General features: G+C 70.9%; 20 protein-coding genes and 1 riboswitch. Of the genes, 16 read left to right on the forward strand and 4 right to left on the reverse strand.

All coding sequences use genetic code 11. From position 1 onward, the window contains the following. Nucleotides 1–42 precede the first annotated feature (42 nt). The 4 genes from OG984_RS24925 (at nt 43) to OG984_RS24940 (ending at nt 4,067) form a co-directional block, all read left to right on the forward strand. Nucleotides 43–594 (forward strand): isochorismatase family protein, encoded by a 552-nt coding sequence (locus OG984_RS24925; RefSeq protein WP_328528854.1) that lies wholly within the window; start codon nt 43–45, stop codon nt 592–594. Further along, nucleotides 591–1,502 (forward strand): GlxA family transcriptional regulator, encoded by a 912-nt coding sequence (locus OG984_RS24930; RefSeq protein WP_328528855.1) that lies wholly within the window; start codon nt 591–593, stop codon nt 1,500–1,502. The genes OG984_RS24925 and OG984_RS24930 overlap by 4 nt, the downstream gene beginning before the upstream one ends. An 87-nt stretch (nt 1,503–1,589) precedes the next feature. Further along, a riboswitch (SAM riboswitch) is annotated at nt 1,590–1,728 on the forward strand. Nucleotides 1,729–1,739: 11 nt separating this feature from the next. Beyond that, on the forward strand, nt 1,740–3,011 hold the full coding sequence (gene thrC, locus OG984_RS24935; RefSeq protein WP_328528856.1) for a threonine synthase: 1,272 nt from the start codon (nt 1,740–1,742) through the stop codon (nt 3,009–3,011). A 135-nt stretch (nt 3,012–3,146) separates the two neighbouring features. After that, nucleotides 3,147–4,067 carry an SGNH/GDSL hydrolase family protein gene (locus OG984_RS24940; RefSeq protein ID WP_328528857.1) on the forward strand — a complete coding sequence of 307 codons (921 nt, stop codon included), beginning with the start codon at nt 3,147–3,149 and terminating at the stop codon, nt 4,065–4,067. Between the two features lie 121 nt (nt 4,068–4,188). On the opposite strand, the gene OG984_RS24945 is transcribed toward OG984_RS24940, so the two are convergent. The 4 genes from OG984_RS24945 to OG984_RS24960 all read right to left on the reverse strand — a co-directional run bounded on the left by OG984_RS24945 (nt 4,189) and on the right by OG984_RS24960 (nt 8,483). After that, nucleotides 4,189–5,814 carry an AMP-binding protein gene (locus tag OG984_RS24945; protein WP_328528858.1) on the reverse strand — a complete coding sequence of 542 codons (1,626 nt, stop codon included), beginning with the start codon at nt 5,812–5,814 and terminating at the stop codon, nt 4,189–4,191. 87 nt (nt 5,815–5,901) lie between these two features. After that, nucleotides 5,902–7,470: an AMP-binding protein gene (locus OG984_RS24950; RefSeq protein ID WP_328528859.1), complete on the reverse strand. Its 1,569-nt coding sequence runs from the start codon at nt 7,468–7,470 to the stop codon at nt 5,902–5,904. 17 nt (nt 7,471–7,487) lie between these two features. Continuing rightward, nucleotides 7,488–7,931, reverse strand: a complete 444-nt coding sequence (locus OG984_RS24955; protein ID WP_328528860.1) for a hypothetical protein — start codon at nt 7,929–7,931, stop codon at nt 7,488–7,490. A gap of 192 nt (nt 7,932–8,123) precedes the next feature. Beyond that, complete coding sequence (locus tag OG984_RS24960; RefSeq protein WP_328528861.1) at nt 8,124–8,483, reverse strand: YciI family protein; 360 nt, start codon at nt 8,481–8,483, stop codon at nt 8,124–8,126. Between the two features lie 227 nt (nt 8,484–8,710). On the opposite strand from OG984_RS24960, the gene OG984_RS24965 reads away from it, so the two are divergent. From OG984_RS24965 to OG984_RS25020, 12 genes are all read left to right on the forward strand, one after another. Further along, nucleotides 8,711–12,535, forward strand: a complete 3,825-nt coding sequence (locus OG984_RS24965) for a Pls/PosA family non-ribosomal peptide synthetase (RefSeq protein WP_328528862.1) — start codon at nt 8,711–8,713, stop codon at nt 12,533–12,535. 15 nt (nt 12,536–12,550) lie between these two features. Next, nucleotides 12,551–13,885, forward strand: coding sequence for a M1 family metallopeptidase (locus OG984_RS24970; RefSeq protein WP_328528863.1), 1,335 nt, complete (start codon nt 12,551–12,553; stop codon nt 13,883–13,885). 26 nt (nt 13,886–13,911) lie between these two features. Beyond that, complete coding sequence (locus tag OG984_RS24975) at nt 13,912–14,445, forward strand: GNAT family N-acetyltransferase (protein ID WP_328528864.1); 534 nt, start codon at nt 13,912–13,914, stop codon at nt 14,443–14,445. A gap of 210 nt (nt 14,446–14,655) precedes the next feature. Beyond that, the gene (groL, locus tag OG984_RS24980) at nt 14,656–16,290 is read left to right on the forward strand and encodes a chaperonin GroEL (protein WP_183550110.1); all 1,635 of its coding nucleotides are present in this window, start codon (nt 14,656–14,658) and stop codon (nt 16,288–16,290) included. 176 nt (nt 16,291–16,466) lie between these two features. After that, on the forward strand, nt 16,467–17,498 hold the full coding sequence (locus OG984_RS24985) for an alpha/beta hydrolase family protein (RefSeq protein WP_328528865.1): 1,032 nt from the start codon (nt 16,467–16,469) through the stop codon (nt 17,496–17,498). 284 nt (nt 17,499–17,782) lie between these two features. Further along, the gene (locus OG984_RS24990; protein ID WP_328528866.1) at nt 17,783–18,358 is read left to right on the forward strand and encodes a hypothetical protein; all 576 of its coding nucleotides are present in this window, start codon (nt 17,783–17,785) and stop codon (nt 18,356–18,358) included. Further along, entirely contained in the window at nt 18,355–18,885 is a 531-nt protein-coding gene (locus OG984_RS24995) for a nucleotidyltransferase family protein (RefSeq protein ID WP_328528867.1), read from the forward strand. Before OG984_RS24990 ends, OG984_RS24995 begins: the two co-directional genes overlap by 4 nt. A gap of 73 nt (nt 18,886–18,958) precedes the next feature. Then, on the forward strand, nt 18,959–19,837 hold the full coding sequence (locus OG984_RS25000; RefSeq protein ID WP_328528868.1) for an AAA family ATPase: 879 nt from the start codon (nt 18,959–18,961) through the stop codon (nt 19,835–19,837). Between the two features lie 35 nt (nt 19,838–19,872). Continuing rightward, nucleotides 19,873–21,006 (forward strand): vWA domain-containing protein, encoded by a 1,134-nt coding sequence (locus OG984_RS25005; RefSeq protein ID WP_328528869.1) that lies wholly within the window; start codon nt 19,873–19,875, stop codon nt 21,004–21,006. Next, the gene (locus tag OG984_RS25010) at nt 20,999–22,120 is read left to right on the forward strand and encodes an XdhC/CoxI family protein (RefSeq protein WP_328528870.1); all 1,122 of its coding nucleotides are present in this window, start codon (nt 20,999–21,001) and stop codon (nt 22,118–22,120) included. Before OG984_RS25005 ends, OG984_RS25010 begins: the two co-directional genes overlap by 8 nt. 35 nt (nt 22,121–22,155) lie before the next feature. Beyond that, entirely contained in the window at nt 22,156–22,941 is a 786-nt protein-coding gene (locus tag OG984_RS25015; RefSeq protein ID WP_328528871.1) for a hypothetical protein, read from the forward strand. A 158-nt stretch (nt 22,942–23,099) separates the two neighbouring features. Continuing rightward, on the forward strand, nt 23,100–24,323 hold the full coding sequence (locus OG984_RS25020; RefSeq protein WP_328528872.1) for a transcriptional regulator: 1,224 nt from the start codon (nt 23,100–23,102) through the stop codon (nt 24,321–24,323). The last annotated feature ends 84 nt before the right edge of the window (nt 24,324–24,407 follow it).

Raw genomic sequence — 24,407 nt, forward strand, 5'->3', positions numbered from 1 at the left:
TGATGCCTCGTGCATCGAGCGGGCAGCTCGCACACTGGAGGCATGAGCAATCGTGCCCTCCTCGTCATCGACATCCAGGAATCCTTCCGCCAGCTCGGGAAGTGGGAGCAGACCCTGTACCCCGACATCGCCGAGCGCGCCGACCGGCTGGTGAGCCTCGCGCGAGCGGCCGGCGACCTGGTCGTGTGGGTGCTGCACACCGAGCCCGGCAGCGGCGGCGCCTTCGACCCGGCCTCGGGTCACGTGCGCTACCTCGACGGGCTCAGCGGCCCGCAGGACGGCGACGTCGAGGTGCGCAAGACCTCGCACAACGCCTTCACCACGACCAACCTCCAGCAGGTGCTGACCGAGCACGGCGTCACCGAGCTCGTGGTCTGCGGGATCCGCGCCGAGCAGTGTGTCGAGACCACCGCAAGGATCGGCTCCGACCTCGGCTACCGGGTCACCTACGTGGCCGACGCCGTCACCACGGAGCCGCTGGGCGGGCTGTCGGCCGCGGAGATCGTGGAGCGTACGAAGCTCGTGCTCAGCGGCCGGTTCGCCGAGATCGCGACCATCGCCGAGCTGGAGGCTGTGGCAGCATCTGCCGCGTGAGCAAGGTCGTGTTCGTGCTGCTGCCCGGCGTACATCTGCTCGATCTCGCCGGGCCGGCCCAGGCGTTCCACACCGCCGGCGGCCTGGGTCATCCCTACGACCTCGTCTATGTGGCGGGCGCCGATCAGGGAGAGGTGCTCTCGGCCCAAGGACTGCCGTTGGCGGCGACGGCCGAGTGGCCCGACCTCGACCCTGGCGACCTGCTGCTCGTGCCGGGGTGGAAGGCGGCGTACGACCTCGTCGCCGGCCCCCGGCTCACGCCCGAGACCGCCGAGCGGCTGCGTGGTCATCATGCGGCCGGGGGTGAGGTGGCGAGCGTGTGCGCGGGTGCCGACGCCCTCGGCCAGGCGGGTCTCCTCGACGGGCGTCTGTGCACCACCCATCACGATCTCCAGGATGCGCTCGCGAGGCGCTACCCGAAGGCCCGGGTGGTGCGCGACGTACTGTTCACCAGCGATGACCGGATCGTGACGTCGGCCGGTATCGCCAGCGGCATCGACCTGAGCCTGCACCTGCTCGCGATGCGCCACGGACCGGCGCTGGCGGCGCGGGTCGCCCGCGACATGGTCGTCTACGCGCGGCGCAACGGCGACCAGCCGCAGGAGAGCGTCCTGCTGCGCCACCGCAACCATCTCGACGACACCGTCCACCATGTGCAGGACGTCATCGACGCCCGGTTCGCCGAGCCGCTTCCGCTCTCCGGTCTGGCCGAGGGCGCGGGTGTCAGCGAGCGCACCCTGACCCGCGCCTTCGTACGCGCGACCGGTCTCACCCCGCTCCGCTACCAGCAGGCGCTCCGCCGCGAGCGTGCCGACCACCTGCTCGCCGCCGGCACCACCATGGAGTCGGCCGCCCGGGCGGTGGGCTTCGACGACGCCCGGATGCTGCGCCGCCTCCGCGCTCGCTGAGCCGCCCATGTCCAGATAGCGGACAGTTGGTCCGCGGAGTGGAACCCGGGTGTGTGGGGCGCCGGATACCTGCCGTACGATCGCTACTGCTCATCGAGAGGGACTGAGGGAACGGCCCAGTGAAGTCCCGGCAACCGACCGCGAGCCTCCTCCCGACCACGGGCAGGGCGCGGAGCAGGTGCTAATTCCGGCCCGGCGCGAGAGACGTGATCGGGGAAGATGAGGAGGAGGTTTCTCATGAGCGCTGCGACCACGGAGACGAAGGGCCTGCGCGAGGGTGCTTTCGGCAACGCCTCGGCGCTGTCGTGCCGGGAGTGTGGCAACCAGATCGACCTCGGTCCGCACTACGCCTGTCCGGAGTGTTTCGGGCCACTGGAGGTGGCCTATGACTTCCCGGCCGTGACCCGCGAGGAGATCGAGGCCGGACCCCGCAACATCTGGCGCTACAAGGCGCTGCTGCCGGTGCCCGACGACATCGAGCAGAGCCCCAACACCGAGCCCGGCTTCACCCGGCTCCTGGACGCGAAGAACCTCGCCAAGGAGCTCGGCGTCGAGAAGATCTGGGTGAAGGACGACTCGACCAACCCGACCAACTCGTTCAAGGACCGCGTGGTCGCCTGCGCGCTCAGCGCCGCCCGCGAGCTCGACGCCAAGGTCTTCGCCTGCCCCTCGACCGGCAACCTGGCCAACGCGGTCGCCGCCGCCGGCGCCCGTGCTGGGATCCCCACCGCGGTCTTCATCCCCAGCAACCTCGAGCAGCCCAAGCAGGTCAACTCCGCCGTCTTCACCGACAACCTGATCGCCGTCGACGGCAACTACGACGACGTCAACAAGCTCGCCCAGGAGATCGCCGCGGAGGAGGACGGCTGGGCGTTCGTGAACGTCAACGTACGTCCCTTCTACGCCGAGGGCTCCAAGACCCTCGGCTTCGAGATCGCCGAGCAGCTCGGCTGGCGCCTGCCCGACCAGATCGTCATCCCGGTGGCTTCCGGATCCCAGCTGACCAAGGTCGACAAGGCCTTCAAGGAGCTGATCAAGCTCGGTCTGGTCGAGGAGAAGCCCTACCGGATCTTCGGTGCCCAGGCGACCGGCTGCAACCCGGTCGCGACCGCGTTCAAGGCCGGCGTCGACGCCATCCGCCCGGTCAAGCCCGACACCATCGCCAAGTCGCTGGCGATCGGCAACCCGGCGGACGGCATCTACGTCCTCGACGCCACCCGGTCCTCCGGCGGCGCCGTCGAGGAGGTCACCGACGACGAGATCCGCGCCGCGATCGTGCTCCTGGCCCGCACCGAGGGCATCTTCACCGAGACCGCCGGCGGCACCACTCTCGCGGTCACCAAGAAGCTCGTCGAGACCGGCGCCCTGGACCCGAGCCTGGAGACGGTGATCATCAACACCGGCCACGGCCTCAAGACCCTCGACGCGGTCAGCGGCATCGTCGGCCCGCGCGCCACCATCGCCCCCAACTACGACTCCTTCGAGGAGGCTGGGCTCTCCCAGGCGTAGGTCCGTGGATGTTCGTCTAGGTATGTAGCGGAACCGTCGCTTCCCGTGCGGAACTCCGCGTGGGAAGCGACGGTTTCTCTGCATACCTAGACGAACCAACCGCCCGTTCACCCTCGTGGGGTACACATGAGGAATGTGAGCAGCGCGAAGACGAGTGAAGAGGCCAGGTGGCTCGGCATGGTCGCCGCCACCGCCGGCGTTGCCGGCGCAGTTGGTGTGGTGGGGGCGGCTGCGGGGGCCGGGTTCGTGACGTTGCTGAAGAGACAGGCGGCGCACGCGCGCGACGTGATCGGCAAGCCTCTCGGCGAGGAGGCGATCGACGCCGACAAGGTCTACAAGAAGACCTACGGGGGTACGCCGGTCGAGCTCCTGATCCTCGGCGACTCGATCGCCGCCGGACTGGGAGCGGAGACCAGGGGCGGCACCCTCGGCGCCCGGCTGGCCAAGGGCACGGCCAAGGCGCTGCAACGACCGGTGCGGCTGCGTACGGCTGCGGTGGTCGGCGCCGAGACCTCGATGGTCCCGGCCCAGCTCGAGTCGCTGCCGGATAGCTATCGGCCCGACGTCGCGGTGGTCATCGTGGGCGGGAACGACGTCACCCACCGGGTGCCGCAGAAGGACTCCACCCGGGTGCTGGGCGAGGTCATCGACGCCCTGCGCGAGCGCGGCGCCGAGGTGGTCGTCGGCACCTGCCCGGACGTGGGCGCGGTGCGGCCGCTGCCGCAGCCGCTGCGCTCGCTCGGGCGCAGGATCGCCAAGCAGCTGGCCGACGGCCAGCGGGAGACCGCGCTGGCCCGGGGTGCCCACGTCGTCTCGCTCTCCGACGTCGTCGGCCCGTTCTTCATCACGAACCCCGACGAGATGTTCGCCATCGACCACTTCCACCCCAGCGCGATGGGCTACAAGCGCACCGCCAAGGCGATGCTGCCCTCCGTCCTGGCCGCGCTCGGCCAGGTCCAGCAGGTCCCGTTCGGGCACCACCTGCCCGAGCTCCCGCCCGAGGCGACCGAGCCGCCGCCCCCCGACGACCCGGACGCCCCCGACCGGCAATCCTGACCCAACGCCGATCCGGCGCGTCAGTCCCGGAAAACAGCGCCGAGTCGGCGCGAATGTCCCGAGCAGCTGGGACAGACGCGCCGACTCGGCGTCCGGTGGCGGGACAGTTGCGCCGACTCGGCTAGTTTGCGGCAGCCTCGGCATCGGTCTCGTCGAGGGCCCTGGCACCGTTGCCGGGTCCGCCGGTGCTGAGCAGATCGGCGGTGAGGCCGGTGGCGGCGCGGTAGTCGACGGTCCCGGCCGGCGTACGCGGCACCGACTCGACGAGCAGGACGAGCTTGGGCTCGTGCGACTCCCCGAGTACGTCACGGGCGTGCTTGCGCAGGTCGGCAGCGGCGATCTCGGAGCCCGGTGTCAGCTGCACCAGAGCCGCGACCTGCTGGCCCCAGCGCGGGTGGGGCATACCGAAGACCGCGGCGTCGACGACGTCGGCGTGGGCGAGCAGCACGCCCTCGATCTTCTCCGGGTGGATCTCGAGATCACCGGTCCGCACCAAGGTCGCGGCCCGGCCGAGCAGCGTGATCGAGCCGTCCTCCTCACGACGGGCGAGGTCGCCGGGGAAGGTCCAGCGCCGGTTGTCGATCAGCTTGATCGCGGTGGCCGAGCGGGCGTTGTCCTTGTAGTAGCCGAGCGCAGCCGGGCCGGAGCGGGCCAGCAGCCCCTCGACACCGGGAGCCGCCGGGGTGAGGTCGGGGTTGAAGACCTCCACCTCCGGGCCCACCATGAACCGCGCCTCGCCGGGCGCGAGCGCCGAGCCGTCGTCGGCGCGGGACCCGGTGACGCCGGTCTCCAGGGTGCCGTAGGAGTCGACGATGACCCGCCGGGCGAACGCGTCGCGCAGCACGGACAGGACGCCGTCGGAGAGCGGCGCCGCGGTGTTGGAGACGCCCGCGAGCGAGTGCAGCGGCCAGCGCTTCTTGCCGACGAGCCGCGCGGCAGCCACCGGCCGCGCCTGGGCGTCGCCGAGGAGGGTGATCGCGGTGGCGCCGGACTTCTCGGCGAGGTCGAGGAAGGCCTCGGCCGAGAACGCCTCGGAGGTGTCGAGCACCGCGGTGCCGCCGGCGACCAGCGCGCGCAGGAGCAGCAGCTGGCTCTGGCCGTGCAGCAGCGGCCCACCGGCGAGCAGCACGACGCCCGAGGCGCGGGCGGCCGCCTCGGCGGCGAGGCCCTCGACCGACGGGATCGGCGCGTTGCGGCGGACGGTGTTCAGGGCCGCCCAGATCAGGTCCTCCTGGCGCCAGACCGCGCCCTTCGGAGTGCCGGTGGTGCCGGTGGTGAAGATGATGTGCCAGTCGCCGGGCGTGCGCCCGACCGTCGGCCGCTCCTTGGACGCCGCGGCGACCTTGGCGTCGTAGTCGGGGCCCAGGACGACCCGGTGATCCAACGACAGCGAGAGCTCGTCGAGGTCGTCGGTGAACTCGGGGGAGACGATGGCCGCGACGCAGTCGGTGGCGGCGTACGTCCTGGCGAGCTCGTCACGCCGGTAGGCGTGGTTGATGTTGACCGGGATCGTGCGGGCCTTGAGGCACCCGTAGAGGGCGTCGACCCACTCGATCCGGTTGGTCGCGTGGACGGCGACCTGGGCACCCGGCTCGAGGCCGACGCTCAGCAGGTGGTTGGCCAGGCGCGTGGCACGCTCGTCGATCTCGGCGTACGTGTAGGCGCGCTCGGTGGTGACGACTGCCGTGCGGTCGGGGATCGCATCGGCCATCGCTTCCAGGATGTCGGGCAGTGTGAGGGGGATCACGGCGGACACAGGGACGTCTGCGCCTTCCTTGGTTAGGGCCAGAGGTGGGGCGTACGACACGAGGCCGTACGTCGGATCAGCCGGCCGTCACCTACGCGCCTCGAGCAGCTCGGCAGCGACCGTAGCGCTCGCACGATAGTCCACCTTGCTGACCGGCGTGCGAGGGACTCGCTCCACGAGCAGGATGTCCTTGGGCACCTTGTAGGCCGAGATCAGGCTGCGGCAGTGCTCCCGAAGCGCGTCGATCGAGGTCGCGGCGCCCTCGCGGAGCTGCACGAGAGCGGTGACCTGCTGACCCCAGCGCTCGTGCGGCGTGCCGACGACCGCGGTGTCGAAGACGTCGGCGTGACGCAGCAGGACCGCCTCGACCTCCTCCGGGAAGACCTTCTCGCCGCCGGTGTTGATGCAGCCCGAACCGCGGCCCAGGACGGTGATCGAGCCGTCCTCCTCACGTCGCGCGAAGTCACCCGGGATCGACCAGCGCTGCCCGTCGACCTCCTTGAACGTCGCCGCGGTCTTGACCGGGTCGTTGTAGTAGCCCAGCGGGATCGAGCCGGTGCGGGCGAGCATTCCGGTCTCGCCCGGTGCGCACGGCTTCAGCTCGGTGTCGAAGACCTGTACGTCCATCCCGACCTGGAACTTCGGGGCGGCCTGCGCACCCTCGTTGCCCTCATCGACCTGCATGCCGGTCGCCCCGGACTCCGAGGCGCCGTAGGAGTCGAGGATGTAGCGGCCCGGCAGCGCCTCCCGGAGCTGGGTACGGACCCCTGCGGAGAGCGGCGCGGCGCCGTTCGAGACGGCGAACAGGCTGCTCAGGTCCCACCGTTCCGGCTCGCGCAGGATCGCCTCGGCGACCGGGCGGCCCATCGCGTCGCCGAGGAAGGTGAGCGAGTTGACCCCGGCGGCCTGGACGAGGTCGAGGATCGTCTCGGCCGACCAGGTCGGCTCGGTGTAGAGCGAGACCGTGCAGCCGGCGACATGGCCGTTGCCCATGATCCACTGGCTGCCGCCGTGCATCATCGGGCCGCAGGCCAGCAGCACCATCGGCGTCTCCTGCGCCGCGGCCTCCTGGGCGAGCTGCTCGACGGTGTCGAAGGGCGCTCCGAACCGGCTCGCGTTCAGCGCGGCTCGGATGATGTCCTCCTGGCGCCACACGACGCCCTTCGGCATCCCGGTGGTGCCGCCGGTGTAGATGACGTAGCGGTCGTCGGGGCTGCGCTCGATGTCGGGGCGCTCCTTGGGGGCGGCGGCCACCGCGGCGTCGTACTCCTCGCCCAGCACCAGCGTCGGGATCCCGAGCCCGAGCGCGGCGACCGCCTCGACGTGCTCGGGCCCGATGATCGCCATCACCGCGTCGGAGTTGCGGTAGAGGTGGTCGAGCTCGTCGTGGAGGTACTTGTGGTTGATGTTGATCGGCACCGCCCGCGCCTTCATGCACCCGTAGAAGGCGTCGACCCACTCGATCCGGTTGCGGGAGTGGACCGCGACGTGGTCGCCCGGCTCGATGCCCTGCGCGATGAGGTGGTTGGCCAGCCGGCTCGCGCGCTCGTCGATCTCGGCGAAGCTGTAGGCGTGTTCCATCGTGAACACGGCGGTGCGGTCGGGGACGGCGTCGGCCATCGCCTCGATGATGTCCGGAAGAGTGATCGGGGTCACAGCACCGAGTGTGGCAACTAGAACGTGTTCTCGTCTACCGGTCGGGATGCAAAACCTTGCAGAGCGTCCCGTCGCCGGGCGAGATCGGCCCGCTCCGGTCCGTGCGTGCAGAGCGCGACGGCCTCCGCATAGGCCTCGATCGCATCCCGGTGGCGCCCGGCCCGCTCCAGCAGCTGTGCACGTACGGCAGGCAGCCGGTGTCCCCGCAGGGCGACCGAGTCCAGCGCCTCCAGCCCGGCCTCGGCACCGGAGGCCTCGGCCACGGCGACGGCCCGGTTGAGACGTACGACCGGGGTGTCGCGCAGCGCGAGCAGCTCGTCGTAGCGCTCGACGATGCGGTCCCACGCGGTCGCCTCGGAGCTGGGCGCATAACCGGCGGTGAGGGCGGCATCTTGCGGGCCAGGACCTCCTCCGACCGCATCCGGTCCACGATCCTTCGCCGGGCGGCGGTGAGCAGCCACGCGGCGCCGTTGTCCGGCTCGCCCTCGACGGGCCAGCGCCGGGCGGCCGTCTCGAAGGCGTCGGCCAGCCCCTCCTCGGCCAGGTCCAGACGACGGAACTGCGCGACGAGCAGGGCCAGCAGCCGGCCCCACTCCTCGCGCAGCAGCGTCTCGACGTACGTCACCTGATCTGGACGCCCTGGGTCGGCCGCATCACATCTCCCCGTGCTCGACGATCTCGCGGATCTCCAGCGCCGTCTCGAGCTCGGCGAGCACCTTGCAGCACTCGAGCATGTCGGCGACGTCGTCGGTCTCGATCGTGTAGAAGCCGGTGACGTGCTCGACGGTCTCGGCGTACGGGCCTTCGGTGATCACGACCTCGTCGCCCTGCTTGCGCAGCGTCTTGGCCTTGCTGGAGTGGTGGAGCTCGGCGCCGCCGGTGACCTTGTGGCCGCGCTCGGCGAGCAGCTTGGCGAACTTGCCGTGCACCTCGTAGCCGGCCGCCTTCTCCTCCGGCGTCGACTCGGCCCAGAAGGCCTCGTTCGTCGGCAGCAGCACCATGTATCTGGTCATCGTGGGTTCTCCCGTTCGTATCGGTGTGAGTCTGTCATCGGGGATGACGGCTGGGACAAGGCCAAATCGACACCGAGAAGGACGGAAGATGTATGGCATCCGTTCAACTGACCCCGGAAGGCTCCGCGTGTGAGCGAGCGTCAGCGAGTGAACCATCCAAGCCTCACGCGACCGCGTCCGTATGATGGCGCTTGCGCTACGGACGTGGTCGCGTGAAGGACCCCCTGATGCGAGGCGATCTCGCGCCTGAGCCCCGAACTCTCGTCGACATCTTTCGGGCCACCGCTGCCCAGGTGCCCGAGGAGCCGGCCGTCGAGGCGGGCAACGGCCTGCTGACGTACGCCGAGCTCGAGGAGGCTGCCGACGGGCTGGCCGCCGAGCTGAGCGCCGCCGGGATCGGGCCGGGGGACAAGGTCGGGCTGCGGATCGCGAGCGGCACCACCGACCTGTACGTCGCGATCCTCGGCATCCTCTGCGCGGGAGCCGCCTACGTGCCGGTCGACGCCGATGACCCCGAGGAGCGGGCGCGGCTGGTCTTCGGTGAGGCGCAGGTCGCCGCGGTCGTGACGAACGACCTGCGGGTCACCCTCGTGGCCGGGCCCCGCGAGGCGCGCGAGCCGGAGGAGCCGTCGACCGACGACGACGCCTGGGTGATCTTCACGTCGGGGTCGACCGGCACGCCGAAGGGGGTCGCGGTCACCCACCGCAACGCCGCCGCGTTCGTCGACGCCGAGTCCCGCCTCTTCCTCCAGGACGCCCCGATCGGCGTCGGTGACCGGGTGATGGCCGGCCTCTCGGTGGCGTTCGACGCGAGCTGCGAGGAGATCTGGCTCGCCTGGCGCTACGGCGCCTGTCTGGTCCCGGCCCCACGGGCGCTGGTCCGCTCCGGGGTCGACGTGGGCCCGTGGCTGGTCGCCAATCAGATCACGATCGTCTCGACGGTGCCCACGCTCGTCGCGCTGTGGCCGCCGGCCTCGCTCGATCGGGTCCGGCTGCTGATCACCGGCGGCGAGGCGATCCCGCCCGAGCTCGCCGCCCGCCTGGTCACCTCTGAGCGGGAGGTGTGGAACACGTACGGCCCGACCGAGGCGACGGTGGTCGCCTGTGGCGCCCGCCTGAGCGCGGAGGGGCCGGTGCGGATCGGTCTGCCGCTCGACGGCTGGGACCTCGCCGTGGTCGACCCGGCGACGGGCGTCCCGGTGCCCGAGGGCGAGACCGGCGAGCTGATCATCGGCGGCGTCGGCCTGGCGCGCTACCTGGACGCGGCCAAGGACGCCGAGAAGTACGCCCCGATGCCCACGCTCGGCTGGTCGCGGGCCTACCGCTCGGGCGACCTCGTCGTCAACGACCCGGCCGGGCTGCTCTTCGGCGGCCGCGCCGACGACCAGATCAAGCTCGGCGGCCGGCGCATCGAGCTCGGCGAGATCGACAGCGCCCTGCTCCAGCTCGACGGTGTCGTCGGGGCTGCGGCGGCGGTGCGGAAGAGCGCCGCCGGCAACAGCCTGCTCGTCGGCTACGTCACGGTCGACGACACCTTCGACCAGGGCGCCTCCGTCGCGAGGCTGCGGGCCGACATGCCGGCGGCCCTGGTGCCGCGGCTGGCCGTGGTCGACAGCCTCCCGACGCGTACCAGCGGGAAGGTCGACCGCGACGCGCTCCCGTGGCCGCTGGCGTCCACGGCGGGCGCGGGGGAGGGGCTGAGCGACACCGAGGCCTGGCTGGCCGGGCTGTGGAACGACGTGCTCGGGGCGGAGGTGACCGGGCCGACCGCCGACTTCTTCGACCTCGGCGGCGGCAGCCTGACCGCGGCCCAGATGGTCAGCTTGATCCGGGAGCGCTTCCCGGAGGTCGCGCTCGGCGACATCTACGACCGGCCCACGCTCGGAGCGCTGGCGGCGTACGTCGACGAGCTGGGCAGCTCGGCGGCGGTCTCCGAGCGCGAGGTGCCGGCGGTACGTCTCGAGACCCAGGTCGCGCAGGTGGTCGCGACGATCCTGCTGCGCTGCCTGGCCGCGCCCCGCTGGCTGACCTGGACCGCGCTCGGGACGACGCTCGCGCAGCCGTGGGCGACCTGGCTGCCCGCGCTCAGCTGGTGGGTCCTCGTCCCGGCCGTCCTCGCCTTCCTGACCCCGCCCGGACGGATGCTGCTCGCCGCCGGAGCGGCGCGGCTGATCCTGCGCGGCGTACGTCCCGGGCAGCACCCGCGCGGCGGCAAGGTCCATCTGCGGCTCTGGCTGGCCACGCACGCCGTCGACGAGCTCGGGGCGCACGGACTGGCCGGCGCGCCCTGGATGCTCTGGTACGCCCGGCTGCTCGGCGTGCGGATGGGCAAGAACGTCGACCTGCACAGCCTGCCGCCGGTCACCGGCATGCTCACCCTCGGCAAGGGCTGCTCGATCGAGCAGGAGGTCGACCTCTCCGGTCACTGGATCGAGGGCGACGTGCTCCATCTCGGCGAGGTCTCGGTCGGCGACCGCGCCCGTGTGGGGGCGCGGTCGACGCTGCTGCCCGGCGCCCGGGTCGGTGACGACGCCGAGGTCGGGCCGGGATCCGCCGTCTTCGGCACGGTGCCGGCGGGCGAGTTCTGGTCGGGCTCTCCGGCCACCCGCGCCGCCCGGGAGGCGCGCGGGCCTTGGCAGCCACCCCAGGCACGGGCCCAGGTCTGGATGCTCCTCTACGGCATCGCGGCCGCCGTGCTCGCCCTGCTCCCCGCGGTCGCCATCGGCGTCGGCATCCTCGTCGGCGTCGCCCTGGCCGGGGTGCCCGGCTCCTACGCCGACGTCGGGCCGCTGCTCGCCTGGAGCCCGGTCGCGGTGGCGGCCGGATTCCTCACCCTGGCCGCGCTGGTCTGGGCGGTGGTGCGGCTCGCGGGCCTGGCGATCCGCCCCGGCGTACATCCCGTACGCAGCCTGGCCGGTGTCGCGGTCTGGTCGACGATGCAGGTGCTCGACGAGGCTCGCACCTGGCTCTTCCCGCTCTACTCCTCGACGCTGACGCCGCTGTGGCTGCGGTCGCTCGGCGCGAAGATCGGCAGGCACGTCGAGGCGTCGACGGTGCTGATGATCCCCGCGCTCACGCAGGTCAACGACCAGAGCTTCCTCGCCGACGACACCCTGATCGGTGGCTACGAGCTCGGGGGCGGCTGGCTGCGGGTCGAGCGGGTGAAGATCGGCAAGCGCGCCTTCGTCGGCAACTCGGGCATGGCCGCACCCGGCCGGAAGGTGCCGAAGGCCGCTCTGGTCGCCGTGCTCAGCGCCGCTCCGCGCCGCAAGCGCGCGCAGAAGGGCGAGAGCTGGCTCGGCTCGCCGCCCGCGCCGCTGCGCCGAGCGGCCGGGGAGGCCGACTCCGGACGTACCTATGACCCACCGGGCCGCCTCAAGGTTGCTCGTGCGCTCATCGAGCTGGCCCGGTTGGTGCCGCAGACGCTCGCGGCGCTGCTCTACGCCGGGGTGGTCTGGTCGCTCGTCTTGATCTGGGAGTCGGCCGATCTGATCGTCGCGGTCCTGGTCGCCGGGCCGGTGCTCGCGGCCGCCGGAGCGGTCGCGGCCGGCATCACCGTGGTGGCGAAATGGCTGCTCGTGGGCAGGGTCCGGGCCGGCTCGCACCCGCTGTGGAGCTGGTTCGTGTGGGCCAACGAGCTGGCCGACACCTTCGTCGAGGTGCTCGCCGCGCCCTGGTTCACCGGTGCCGTGTCGGGCACCCCGGTGCTCAACCTGTGGTTCCGCGCGCTCGGCGCGAGGATCGGCCGCGGGGTGTGGATCGAGACCCACTGGCTTCCCGAGACCGACCTGGTCGAGCTCGGCGACGGCGCCACGGTCAACGCCGGCACCGTCGTGCAGACCCACCTCTTCCACGACCGCGTGCTCGCCCTCGACACGGTCACACTCAGGAGAGGCGCCACGCTCGGCCCCAACTCGGTGATCCTGCCTGCCGCCGCCATCGGCCGGCACGCGGTCGTCGGCCCGGTCTCGCTGGTGATGCGCGGCGAGAACCTTCCGGACAAGACGCTGTGGATCGGCAACCCGATCGGTCCCTGGGACCAGGCCGGCTGAGCGGGTGCCTCTACCATGACCGCCGTGCCGAAGCTGCCCACCGCCGACCCCTATCTCCCGGGACACGGGGACCTGTCGTGGAGCGCGACCCACTACGACCTCGACCTCACCTACGACCTGGTCGGCAACCGGCTCGCAGGCACGGCGACGATCCGCGCGGTCGCGGTCGACGACATCAGCCGCGTCGTCCTCGATCTCGCCTACCTGCGGGTGCAGAAGGTGGCGATCGACGGCCGTCAGCCCGGCAAGTGGAGCCACCACGACCACCGCCTGGTCCTGAACCTCCGCTCCAGGATCGCGTCCGGCGAGGAGTTCGTGATCACGGTCAGGTACTCCGGCAAGCCCCGCCCGGTGGTGCTGCCCCACCACGGCGACGCCGGCTGGGAGGAGCTCGACGACGGCGTCATCGTCGCCGGCCAACCGCACGGTGCGCCGACCTGGTTCCCGTGCAACGACCGCCCTTCGGACAAGGCCCGCTACGCGATCAGCGTGACCACGGCGCCCGGCTATGCGGTCGTCTCCAACGGCGAGCTGACCTCCCGCGTACGCCGCGGCAGCGGGGAGACCTGGCGCTACTGGGAGGCCGAGCCGATGGCGACCTATCTCGCCACGGTGCAGATCGGGCGCTACCGGGTCATCGACATCGCGCCCACCGAGGGGCCGGGCGGCCGGGTGCCGATCCGGGCTGCGTACCCGGTCGACGCCACCGCCGGGTTCGAGGCCTCCTTCGGACGGCAGCGGGAGATGATGGCCTACTTCACCTCGGTCTTCGGGCCCTACCCGTTCGCCTCCTACTCCGTCGTGGTCACCGACGACGAGCTCGAGATCCCGCTCGAGTCGCAGTCGCTGTCGACCTTCGGGCGCAACCACCTCACCGGCGAGTGGTCGGAGGTACGCCTCGTCGCCCATGAGCTCGCCCACCAGTGGTTCGGCAACGCGGTGACGCTGCGCGAGTGGCGCGACATCTGGCTGCACGAGGGCTTCGCCTGCTACAGCGAGTGGCTGTGGTCGGACGCCTCCGGAGGCCGCGCGTGCGGCGAGCACGCGCGGCACCACCACCGCCGACTGGCGGGGCTGCCGCAGGACCTGGTCCTCGCCGACCCCGGGTCCGCGGACATGTTCGACGACCGGGTCTACAAGCGTGGAGCGCTCACCCTGCACGCACTGCGCCGCACGGTCGGGGACGAGGCGTTCTTCCGGCTGCTGCGCACCTGGGTCGCCCGCCACAGCGGCGGCTCGGTCACCACCGCCGACTTCGAGGCGCTCGCGGCCGAGGTCTGCGGCCGTGACCTCACGCCGCTCTTCGACGCCTGGCTGCGGCGGCCGTCGCTGCCGGACCTGCCCGCCTGATTGTCGCGCTGTCGTATCTTGGGCCCGTGCCCGAGCTGACCTTCCGTGACGCCACCTTCTCCGACGTGGATGCCCTGGTCGGGCTGATCGAGTCGGCCTACCGCGGCGATGCCTCCCGCGCCGGGTGGACCACCGAGGCCGACCTGCTGGCCGGCCAGCGCACCGACCCGGAGGGCGTGCGCGAGGTCATCGTGGCGCCGGGCTCCCGGCTGCTGGTCGCCGAACAGGCCGCCGCGCGGTCGGGGGAGATCGTCGCCTGCTGCCAGCTGCAGAAGCGCGAGGCGTACGTCTATTTCGGCATGTTCTCCGTCTCGCCGAGCCAGCAGGGCGCCGGTGTCGGCAAGGCCGTGATGGCCGAGGCCGAGCGGATCGCGCGCGAGTGGGGCGCCGAGGAGATCAGGATGACCGTGATCCGGCAGCGCGAGGACCTGATCGCGTTCTACGAGCGGCGGGGGTTCCGGCGTACGGGGCGCTTCGAGCCGTTCCCCTACGGCGACGAGCGCTTCGGCGTGCCGCTGCGCGACGACCTCGAGTTCGCGGAGCTGGCGAAGTCTCTCTGACCGCCGCCGCGCCGATTTTCTTGCACTCGCAGGGGTCGAGTGCTAAACATGAGGCTGGCACTCTTACCATGAGAGTGACAACAACCGGACCGGTGACGTTGAGGCGTCGCGAGCGGCAGGGAAGGGTTCTGCCGGGAGTGGCGTCGTCCGTCGCGGGCAACCCATCGGACCGGATCCAACGAACTTCCCAAGTGAAGGATCGCAGGAGCAATGCCGAAGCTCATCGCTTTCAACGAGGAGGCCCGTCGGGGTCTGGAGAAGGGTCTCAACACCCTCGCCGACGCCGTCAAGGTCACCCTCGGTCCCAAGGGCCGCAACGTCGTGCTCGAGAAGAAGTGGGGCGCCCCCACGATCACCAACGATGGTGTGTCCATCGCCAAGGAGATCGAGCTCGAGGACCCCTACGAGAAGATCGGTGCCGAGCTGGTCAAGGAGGTCGCGAAGAAGACCGACGACGTCGCCGGTGACGGCACGACGACCGCGACCGTTCTCGCCCAGGCGCTGGTCCGCGAGGGCCTGCGCAACGTCGCCGCGGGTGCCAACCCGGCCGGCCTGAAGCGCGGCATCGAGGCGGCCGTCGACGCCGTCTCCGAGCAGCTGCTCGCCCAGGCCAAGGACATCGAGACCAAGGAGCAGATCGCTGCTACCGCCTCGATCTCGGCCGCTGACACCACCGTCGGCGAGATCATCGCCGAGGCGATGGACAAGGTCGGCAAGGAAGGCGTCATCACCGTCGAGGAGTCGAACACCTTCGGGCTCGACCTCGAGCTGACCGAGGGTATGCGCTTCGACAAGGGCTACATCTCGGCCTACTTCGTGACCGACCCGGAGCGTATGGAGACCGTCCTCGACGACCCGTACATCCTGATCGTCAACTCGAAGATCTCCAGCGTCAAGGACCTGATCCCGGTCCTGGAGAAGGTCATGCAGACCGGCAAGCCGCTGGTCATCCTGGCCGAGGACGTCGACGGCGAGGCTCTCTCGACGCTGGTCGTCAACAAGATCAAGGGCACCTTCAAGTCCGTCGCCGTCAAGGCTCCGGGCTTCGGTGACCGCCGCAAGGCCATGCTGCAGGACATCGCGATCCTCACCGGTGGCCAGGTCATCTCCGAGGAGGTCGGCCTCTCCCTGGAGACCGCCGGCATCGAGCTGCTCGGCCAGGCCCGCAAGGTCGTCATCACCAAGGACGAGACCACCATCGTCGAGGGTTCGGGCGACCAGGGTCAGATCGAGGGCCGGGTCAACCAGATCCGCGCCGAGATCGAGAAGTCGGACTCCGACTACGACCGCGAGAAGCTCCAGGAGCGCCTCGCCAAGCTGGCCGGCGGCGTGGCCGTCATCAAGGTCGGCGCGGCCACCGAGGTCGAGCTCAAGGAGCGCAAGCACCGCATCGAGGACGCCGTCCGCAACGCCAAGGCTGCTGTCGAGGAGGGCATCCTCGCCGGCGGTGGTGTCGCGCTGATCCAGGCCGCCGCCGCTGCCTTCGAGAAGCTCGAGCTCGAGGGCGACGAGGCCACCGGTGCCTCGATCGTCAAGGCCGCCATCTCGGCGCCGCTGAAGCAGATCGCCATCAACGCCGGCCTCGAGGGCGGCGTCGTGGCGGAGAAGGTCGCCGGCCTCCCGCAGGGCCACGGCCTCAACGCCGCCACGGGTGAGTACGTCGACCTGCTGGCCGCGGGCATCATCGACCCCGCCAAGGTGACCCGCTCCGCGCTGCAGAACGCCGCGTCGATCGCCGCGCTGTTCCTCACCACCGAGGCCGTCGTGGCCGACAAGCCGGAGAAGGCCGCCGCTGGTGGCGACCCGACCGGTGGCATGGGTGACATGGGCGGCATGGGCTTCTGATCGCCCGCTGTTTCCAGCAAGAGGGCCCCTCCTTCGGGAGGGGCCCTCTTCCGGTTTTCCGGCCGGCCGCCGGGTAGTCCAGGGAGTTTCCGTCGGTTACTCGCGAGTAGATGGACGGAAACTCCCTGGACTACACCCGGCGACCCCGCTCCCGACGCCGGGCTACTCTCGACGGCATGGGCCTGAAGGCGATCCCGGCACTGGTGGTATCGGCCGTGCTCCTCGCCGGATGCGGCGGTGAGCCGGCCGCCGCGCCGCCGTCTCGGACAGCGGAGCCGTCGGCCTCGGCTTCGTCGGCCGCGCCATCCCCGAGCCCGTCGGAGACCGTGCCGCCGGTGACCGACAAGGTCTCGCTCCCACAGTTGATGCGGGAGGACTTCCCGGGCGGCGAGGTGAAGGTGCTGCGGGAGTCGGGCAGCACGGACGCCTACCGGCGTTTCGAGGTCAGCTACCCGAGCGGGCCGCTGACGATCACCGGAGTGCTCTTCCGGCCGCGCGGCGAGGGGCCGTTCCCCGGCGTCGTCTTCGCCCATGGCCACATCGACACCGACATCTACGTCACCGGCCAGGGGCTGAAGCGGGAGCAGGACCGGCTTGCCCGGGAGGGCTACGTCGTCCTCCACACGGACTACCGCGGTCACGCCGGATCGTCCCCCGTCCCGGAGGGCACCGAGGAGGACGAGAGCCGCCTGGGCTACACCCGCGACACGATCAACGCCGTCCAGGCGATGAAGAGGCTTCCGTACGTCGACCCCGACCGCACCGCGCTGCTCGGTCGCTCCATGGGCGGGGGAGTGGTGATGAACGCGCTCGTCGCCCAGCCGGACCTGGTGCGTGCCGGCGTGACGTACGCGTCGGTCTCCTCCGACATCGTCGACAACATCAACCGATGGGCGGTGCCGTCGCGGCCCGAGGAGGTGGCCCGGCTCTACCGGCAGTACGGAGATCCCGAGCGGGAGCCGGAGTTCTGGGCGGGGCTGTCGGCCCGGACGTACTTCGACCGCATCGAGGTCCCGGTCCAGATGCATCACGGGACCAACGACGAGTCCTGCCCGATCCGGTGGGCCTACACCACCCGGGACCTGATGGAGAGCGCCGGTGTGCGTCAGCGGCTGTGGGTCTACGAGGGGGAGCAGCATGCCTTCGGGCCGCAGTGGGACCTCTCGATCAGGCGGGTGATCGGGTTCCTGGATCGTCATCTGGGATGACCTGATCAGACGGAAGCGAGGGGCCCAGCGGTCCCATCCTTTTGGGGACTTTCGACACTGTCTCGACAACAGCTCGGTAACGCAACATGGGTGCTCCACACAGTGGCCGACTGCGGGGAAGCGTCTGGATCTGGGGGGCTTTGAAGCCCAAGGAATGTCCGGGTGAAGTTCTGCAGCGGCGGGCGGGGTCAGGGTCTTCGAGACCAGGGCCCCGCCTGCGTGTGTCAACCTGCCTGGGGTAGCGGGGTCCCGGATGACGCCCAGGGATGAGGCATGATGTCGGCATGAGCGTCGACGTCGGACCGAAGACCGGGATGCAGCCGCCGCGGTCGCCGTGGCGCTGGCTCGCGGCCGTCATCGCCGTCGCGGTCGTGCTCGTCGCTGTCGTCGCCTCCTTCGGGCTTCTCGGCTCCGACGACACCGCCGAGGACCCCGACGCCAAGCCACCTTCGCCGACCGCGACGGTCACCGAGACCGCGGCGCCCCCTTCGGCCTCGGCTCCGGCCGGGGCCTCGGGGGCGACCGAGCTGACCGTCGTCGCCGATGCTGCCCGCTGCATCCCGCCCACGTCGAAGTGGCTCTCCCAGAATGCCGCGTTGGCCTTCGAGGGCACTGCCGAGAGCGTGACCAAGAGCGAGGCCGTGCTGCGGGTGAAGACGTGGATGTACGCCGACGGCTTCGGCGGCACCGACACCGTCCGGATCGTCCTGCCCGCCCCGAGCACGATCCCGATGCCCGAGTTCGAGAAGGGCAAGAGCTACCTGGTCGCTGCCAAGGGCGATGCCGAGGTCATCGGCTGCGGCTACAGCGACGCGAAGACCCCGAAGCTGCAGAAGCTCTACACCGCCGCGTTCAAGTGATCTCCGGGCTCCTTCTCGCCGCCGGCGCCGGGCGCCGGATGGGCAAGCCGAAGGCGCTCGTCGACGACTGGCTGGTCCGCTCGATCGGGGTTCTGCGCGAGGGCGGCTGCGACGACGTGCTCGTCGTGCTCGGGGCGTCTGCCGAGGAGGCTCGGACGCTGCTCCCGGCGGGTCAGCGGGTCGTCGTAGCCGAGGACTGGAACGAGGGGATGGGTGCCTCGCTGCGGGTTGGTCTGGAAACTCTCGGGCCGGACGTACAGGCTGCCGTGGTCCATCTGGTCGATCTGCCCGACGTGGGTGCCGACGTGGTGGCTCGGGTGGTCACCTCGGCCTCTGCCGCCGGGCTGGCTCGGGCTGCCTACCACGGGGTTCCGGGTCATCCGGTGCTGATCGGACGCGACCACTGGGACGGCGTCATCGACGCAGCCGTCGGCGACCAGGGCGCCCGGCGCTATCTCGAGACACATGACGTACGCCTGGTGGAGTGCGGCGACCTGGCCGGCGGGGACGACGTCGACCGCCGCTGAGCGGCGACTCGCCCCTACCCTCCTAAGAGGTTGTCCAACCCTCAGCCAACGCTTCGCGTTCTAGGCTCAGGTCATGGACCTGACGCCCCGGGAGATCGCCGACCGCCTGGCGTCGACGGGATACCTGGCCGACCCGGAGCTGGCGACGGTGACGTTCCTCGCGCTCAGGATGCAGCGTCCGCTGCTGCTCGAGGGTGAACCGGGGACCGGGAAGACCGCACTCGCGGAGGCCGTCGCCGAGGCACTCGACCTGCCGCTGGTGAGGTTGCAGTGCTACGAGGGGATCGACGCCACCCAGGCGCTCTACGACTGGGACTTCGCCCGCCAGATCCTGCACCTGCGCGCGTTGGAGGCGGCCGGTGGTGCCGGCGAGGTGGAGGAGGCCGAGAAGTCGCTCTACGACGAGCGGTTCCTGCTCGCCCGTCCGGTGCTGGCGGCGCTGCGGCAGGCGCCCTCGGTGCTGCTCGTCGACGAGGTCGACCGGGCCGACGACGAGTTCGAGGCGTTCCTGCTGGAGGTGCTGTCCACCTATCAGGTGACGATCCCGGAGTTCGGCACGGTCGCGGCCACGGTCCCCCCGGTCGTCGTGCTCACCTCCAACCGCACCCGCGAGCTCCACGACGCCCTCAAGCGCCGCTGCCTGTACCACTGGATCGACCACCCGGGCCTGGACCGCGAGATCGAGATCGTACGCAGCCGAGCCCCCGAGGTCGCCGAGGAGCTCGCCCGCCAGGTGGTCACGGTGGTCCAGCAGCTGCGCGGCGCCGAGGGCGCGAACGCCCTGCTCAAGCCGCCGGGGGTCGCCGAGACGCTCGACTGGGCCCGCGCCCTGCACCACCTCGGCACGACCGAGATGAACCTGGAGAGCGCTGCCGCCACGCTCGGCGCGCTCGTCAAGCACCGTGAGGACGCCGATCGCGTCCGGGCGGCGCTGGATCGGCTGCTGACGTGACGGACTTCTCTGGCAAAACTGGCACTTCTCGGGCAATGCAACGCCAGAGAAGTGCAGGGATACCCGGTGAACCGGGTATCCCAACAGCGATCTTCCTCGGCTTCACCCGAGCCCTCCGCGCGGCCGGGGTGCCGGTGACCCAGGACCGCGCCCACGGCTTCCTGCAGGCGACCGCGATCGTCGGCGCCGACGACCCGGTCGCGACCTACACGGCCGGGAGGGCGACGTTGTGCGCCGGCCCCGACGACCTGCGCCGCTACGACCAGGTCTTCGAGGCCTGGTTCGGGCCGACGGCGACGCTGCCGAGACCACAGGGGCCGCCGCGTACCGTCTCGGTCACCTCCAGCCTCCCCGAGACAGAGCCGCAGGACGGCGACGAGGCGGGGGAGGGGGAGGGCGACGTCATCCGGGCCCGCGCGAGTGAGATCGAGACCCTGCGCCACCGCGACGTCGCGGACCTCGACCCGGCCGAGCAGGAGCGGGTGGCTGCGCTGATCGCCCGGCTCCGCCCACGGGCGCCGCGAAGAAGGACACCGCGACAGGAGCAGTGGCGACGGGGCCGCGTCGACGCCCACCGCACCCTGCGCGCGAGCCTGCGTCACCTCGGCGAGCCGGCCGGGATCCACTACCGCAGGCGCGGAGAGCGGCCGCGCCGTGTCGTGTGGCTGATCGACGTGTCCGGGTCGATGAGCTCCTACGCCGACGTGCTGCTGCGGGTTGCGCACCGGGTGACCTCGACGACCGGAAGCGGCGCGGTGTTCACGATGGGCACCAGGATCACCGACGTCACCCGCGCGCTGCGCCACCGCGACCCCGACCGTGCGCTGGTCGCAGCGGGCGAGACCGTGCCCGACTGGTCGGGCGGCACCCGGCTCGGCGACGACCTGCAGGCGTTCCTGCGGCGACACCAAGGACTTGCCCGAGGCGCGGTGGTGGTCATCGCGAGCGACGGCTGGGAGCGCGGCGACCCCGCGCTCCTCGAGGAGCAGACGGCGAGGCTGCACCGCCTCGCCCATCGTGTGGTGTGGGTCAACCCACACCGTGGCAAGGTTGGATATGAGCCGCTGCAGCGAGGCATCGTCGCGGTGCTTCCGCACGTGGACGACTTCGTCGCCGGACATTCGCTGGCGACGTACGAGGATCTGGTGGAGGTGATCGCGCGTGCGTGACGTACTCGACGATCTGATGAAGTGGTGGGAGTCCGGCGAGACCGTGGCGGTGGCGACGGTGGTGGCGACGTTCCAGTCGGCGCCTCGGCCCCCAGGGGCCTCGATGCTCGTCGGCCCCGACGAGACCGCGGTCGGCTCGGTCTCCGGCGGCTGTGTCGAAGGCGCGGTCTACGAGGTCGCCCGTGAGGTCGCCGCCTCCGGCGTCCCGGAGCTCCATCGCTACGGCGTCTCCGACGACGACGCGTTCGCGGTCGGTCTGACCTGCGGCGGCATCCTCGACGTCTTCGTCGAGAAGGTGTCGAAGGAGACCTTCCCGGAGCTCGGCGAGCTCGCCGAGGACGTACGCAGCGGCACCCCCGTCGCTCTTGCAACCGTGATCGAGCACCCCGACCCCGAGATCCTCGGCCGCCGCGTCCTCATCCGCCCCGAAGGTGTCAAGGGATCCCTGGGAAGCGCGAGGATGGACGACGCCGTCCACGACGACGCCCTCGGGCTGCTGGCCCACGGCACCAACCAGACGCTCTCCTACGGCATCGATGGCGAGCGCCGCGGCGAGGGCATGCGCGTCTTCGTCTGGTCCTTCGCGCCCAAGCCCCGGATGCTCGTCTTCGGCGCCATCGACTTCGCCGCTGCCGTGGCCCGGGTCGGCGCCTTCCTCGGCTACCACGTCACCGTCTGCGACGCCCGCCCGGTCTTCGCCACCAACTCCCGCTTCCCCTCGGCCGACGAGGTCGTCGTCGACTGGCCCCACCGCTACCTGGGCGCCGAGGTCGAGGCGGGCCGCATCGACCAGCGCACCGTGATCGCCGTCCTCACCCACGACCCGAAGTTCGACGTACCTCTTCTCGAGGTCGCGCTTCGCCTCCCCGACATCGCCTACGTCGGTGCGATGGGCTCCCGCCGCACCCACGACGACCGCCTCGCCCGCCTACGCGACGCCGGCCTCACCGACGAGGAGATCGCCCGCCTGAGCAGCCCCATCGGCCTCGACCTCGGCGCCCGTACGCCGGAGGAGACCGCCATCTCCATCGCCGCCGAGATCATCGCCGGCCGTTGGGGCGGCTCCGGTGAGCGCCTGGCGACCACCACCGGACGGATCCACGAGGACCGTTAGGCAAGATCCACGATCTCGTTTGTTACGGTCGAAGAGTGAAGAGAACATGGCAGATCGGTAATGTTCTTGCCCTCCTCTTCGCGCTTGTGGCCAACTTCCTGACCGGCGCGCAGATTCTCGATCTGCCGGCGATCGGGGAGATATCGGATCGGTACGCCACCTATCTGACGCCGGCCGGATACGCGTTCTCCATCTGGACTCTCATCTATCTGCTGCTGATCGTCTTCGCGGTCCACCAGGCGAGGGATCTTCGTGATCCGCGCGATGACAACGACATCCCGCAGCTGCTCGGGCCGCTCTTCATCGTCGCCAGCATCTGCAACGGCCTGTGGACCTATGTCTTCGTGAAGGAGTGGGTCGGCCTCTCCGTCGTCGTCCTGCTGACTCTCACCGCCACGCTGTACGCCGCGCTGTGGCGCCTCGGGGTAGGTACGACCCGCCCGTCCGCGAAGGATTTCCTCATGGTCTGGCTGCCGCTGATGCTCTACACGGGCTGGGTGACCGCGGCGAGCATCGTCAACATCGCGACCTATCTGGACTCGAAGGACGTGACCGTCGGCCCACTGGCCGCCATCGTGGTGATCGCGGTGCTCACCGTCGCTCTGCTGGCTCTTCTGCTCGAGCGCAACCTGCGCGAGCTGCTGATCTCCTGCGCCTGGGCGCTGGTCGCGGTCGGTCTGCGCCAGATCGAGCTCTCGCAGAGCACGTCGGTGGCCATCGCGGCGCTGGTCTGTGCCGGAATCCTGATCCTGGCGATGCTCTTCCACCTGATCGCTCGCGGACTGTCCTACGACGGCCGCACCGGAAGCGCTCCGACCTGATCATCAGGCACCCGCGGCGACATCGCCGCACGGGTGCTGCGAGGCCTGTGACCGAAGGGGTACGGAGCGGGTACCGCCGAGGGGATCGTGAGGCTCGTCACAGGGTGCTACCTTGGGCAGGACCGAGCCTCGTGGGCCGGACTCCGAAGGGGGATCTGATGGTCCGTAGCGATCTGCAGGAGCGCCGCATCAGCGCGGCGCGGGCGTGGACCGCCTTCGTGGAGAGCGGCGACGCCGCCGAGGACTTCGTCCGGCCCGAGATCCTGACCAGCTGGACGCGTTCGGCGACGGCCGTGAAGCCGGACGTGCGCGAGGCGCCGCTGGCCGACGAGGACGAGACCCGGGAGATGTGGCGCGGGTCGCCGCTCCAGGTGGCCGTCGAGCGGGTCGAGGAGGAGCTGCGGTGCACCGCCGACGACGGTGACCTGGTCATCGCCGTGACCGACCCCGACACCCGGGTGCTGTGGACCTACGGCGGCCGGGTGATGCGCCACAAGGCGGAGTCGGTCAACTTCGTGCCGGGCGGGCGCTGGGACGACGAGAGCGCCGGCACCAACGCGCTCGACCTCGCCAACCGCACCAACTCGCCGTCGATGGTCTTCGGCCCCGAGCACTACGCCGAGGTCGTGCACAACTGGGTCTGCTGGGCCGCACCCCTCCACGACCCGGTCACCGGAAAGCACCTCGGCGTCCTCGACCTCTCCACGACCTGGGACCGCACCCACCCGATCGGGATGGCCACGGCCCGGGTGATGGCGCGCCTCATCGAGGGTGCGCTCCCGAAGATCCCGACCCCGCGGGCGGACGAGGCGATCGCCGAGCCCGGCCTGGTCCTGACCCTGCTGGGCACCGCGGAGACCTGGCTCGACGGGCAGCGGCTGCTGCTCAACCGTCGCCAGACCGAGATCCTGGCCCTGCTCGCGCTCCATCCCGAGGGCCTCTCGCTGGAGCGGCTGCACGCGATGGTCTACGGCGACCAGGCGGTCACCTTCTCGACGCTCAAGGCCGAGGTCTCCCACCTGCGCCACGCCCTCGGCGGCCAGGTCGCCTCGCGTCCCTACCGTCTGCTGATGCCGGTCGCGACCGACGTCGACCAGGTCCTCACCCTGATCCGGCACGGCCGGGTGGCGGCTGCGGTGGAGGCGTACGGAGGTGATCTCCTGCCCGGCACCAACAGCCCGGCGCTGGCCGAGATGGCCGAGTACGTCGCGGTCGCGCTGCGCGAGGCGCTGATCGCCGACCCGCAGCCCGACGCGGTGCTGCGCTACAGCGAGCTGGCTCCCTACGACACCGAGGTCGTCGACATCTGTCTGCGCCGTCTCGGCGGGAGTCCCCACCCGGCGTTGCCCCTGCTCAGGGCACGTTTGGCAGCCAGTCGCTGACCAAGAAGAGGTAACCGGCAGCAGCAGCCAACCGGAGCCCAACCCTGCGCGTCCTACTGTGATCTGGCCCACACAGTGACGTCT

Source organism: Nocardioides sp. NBC_00368 (assembly GCF_036090055.1).
GTDB lineage: Bacteria > Actinomycetota > Actinomycetes > Propionibacteriales > Nocardioidaceae > Nocardioides.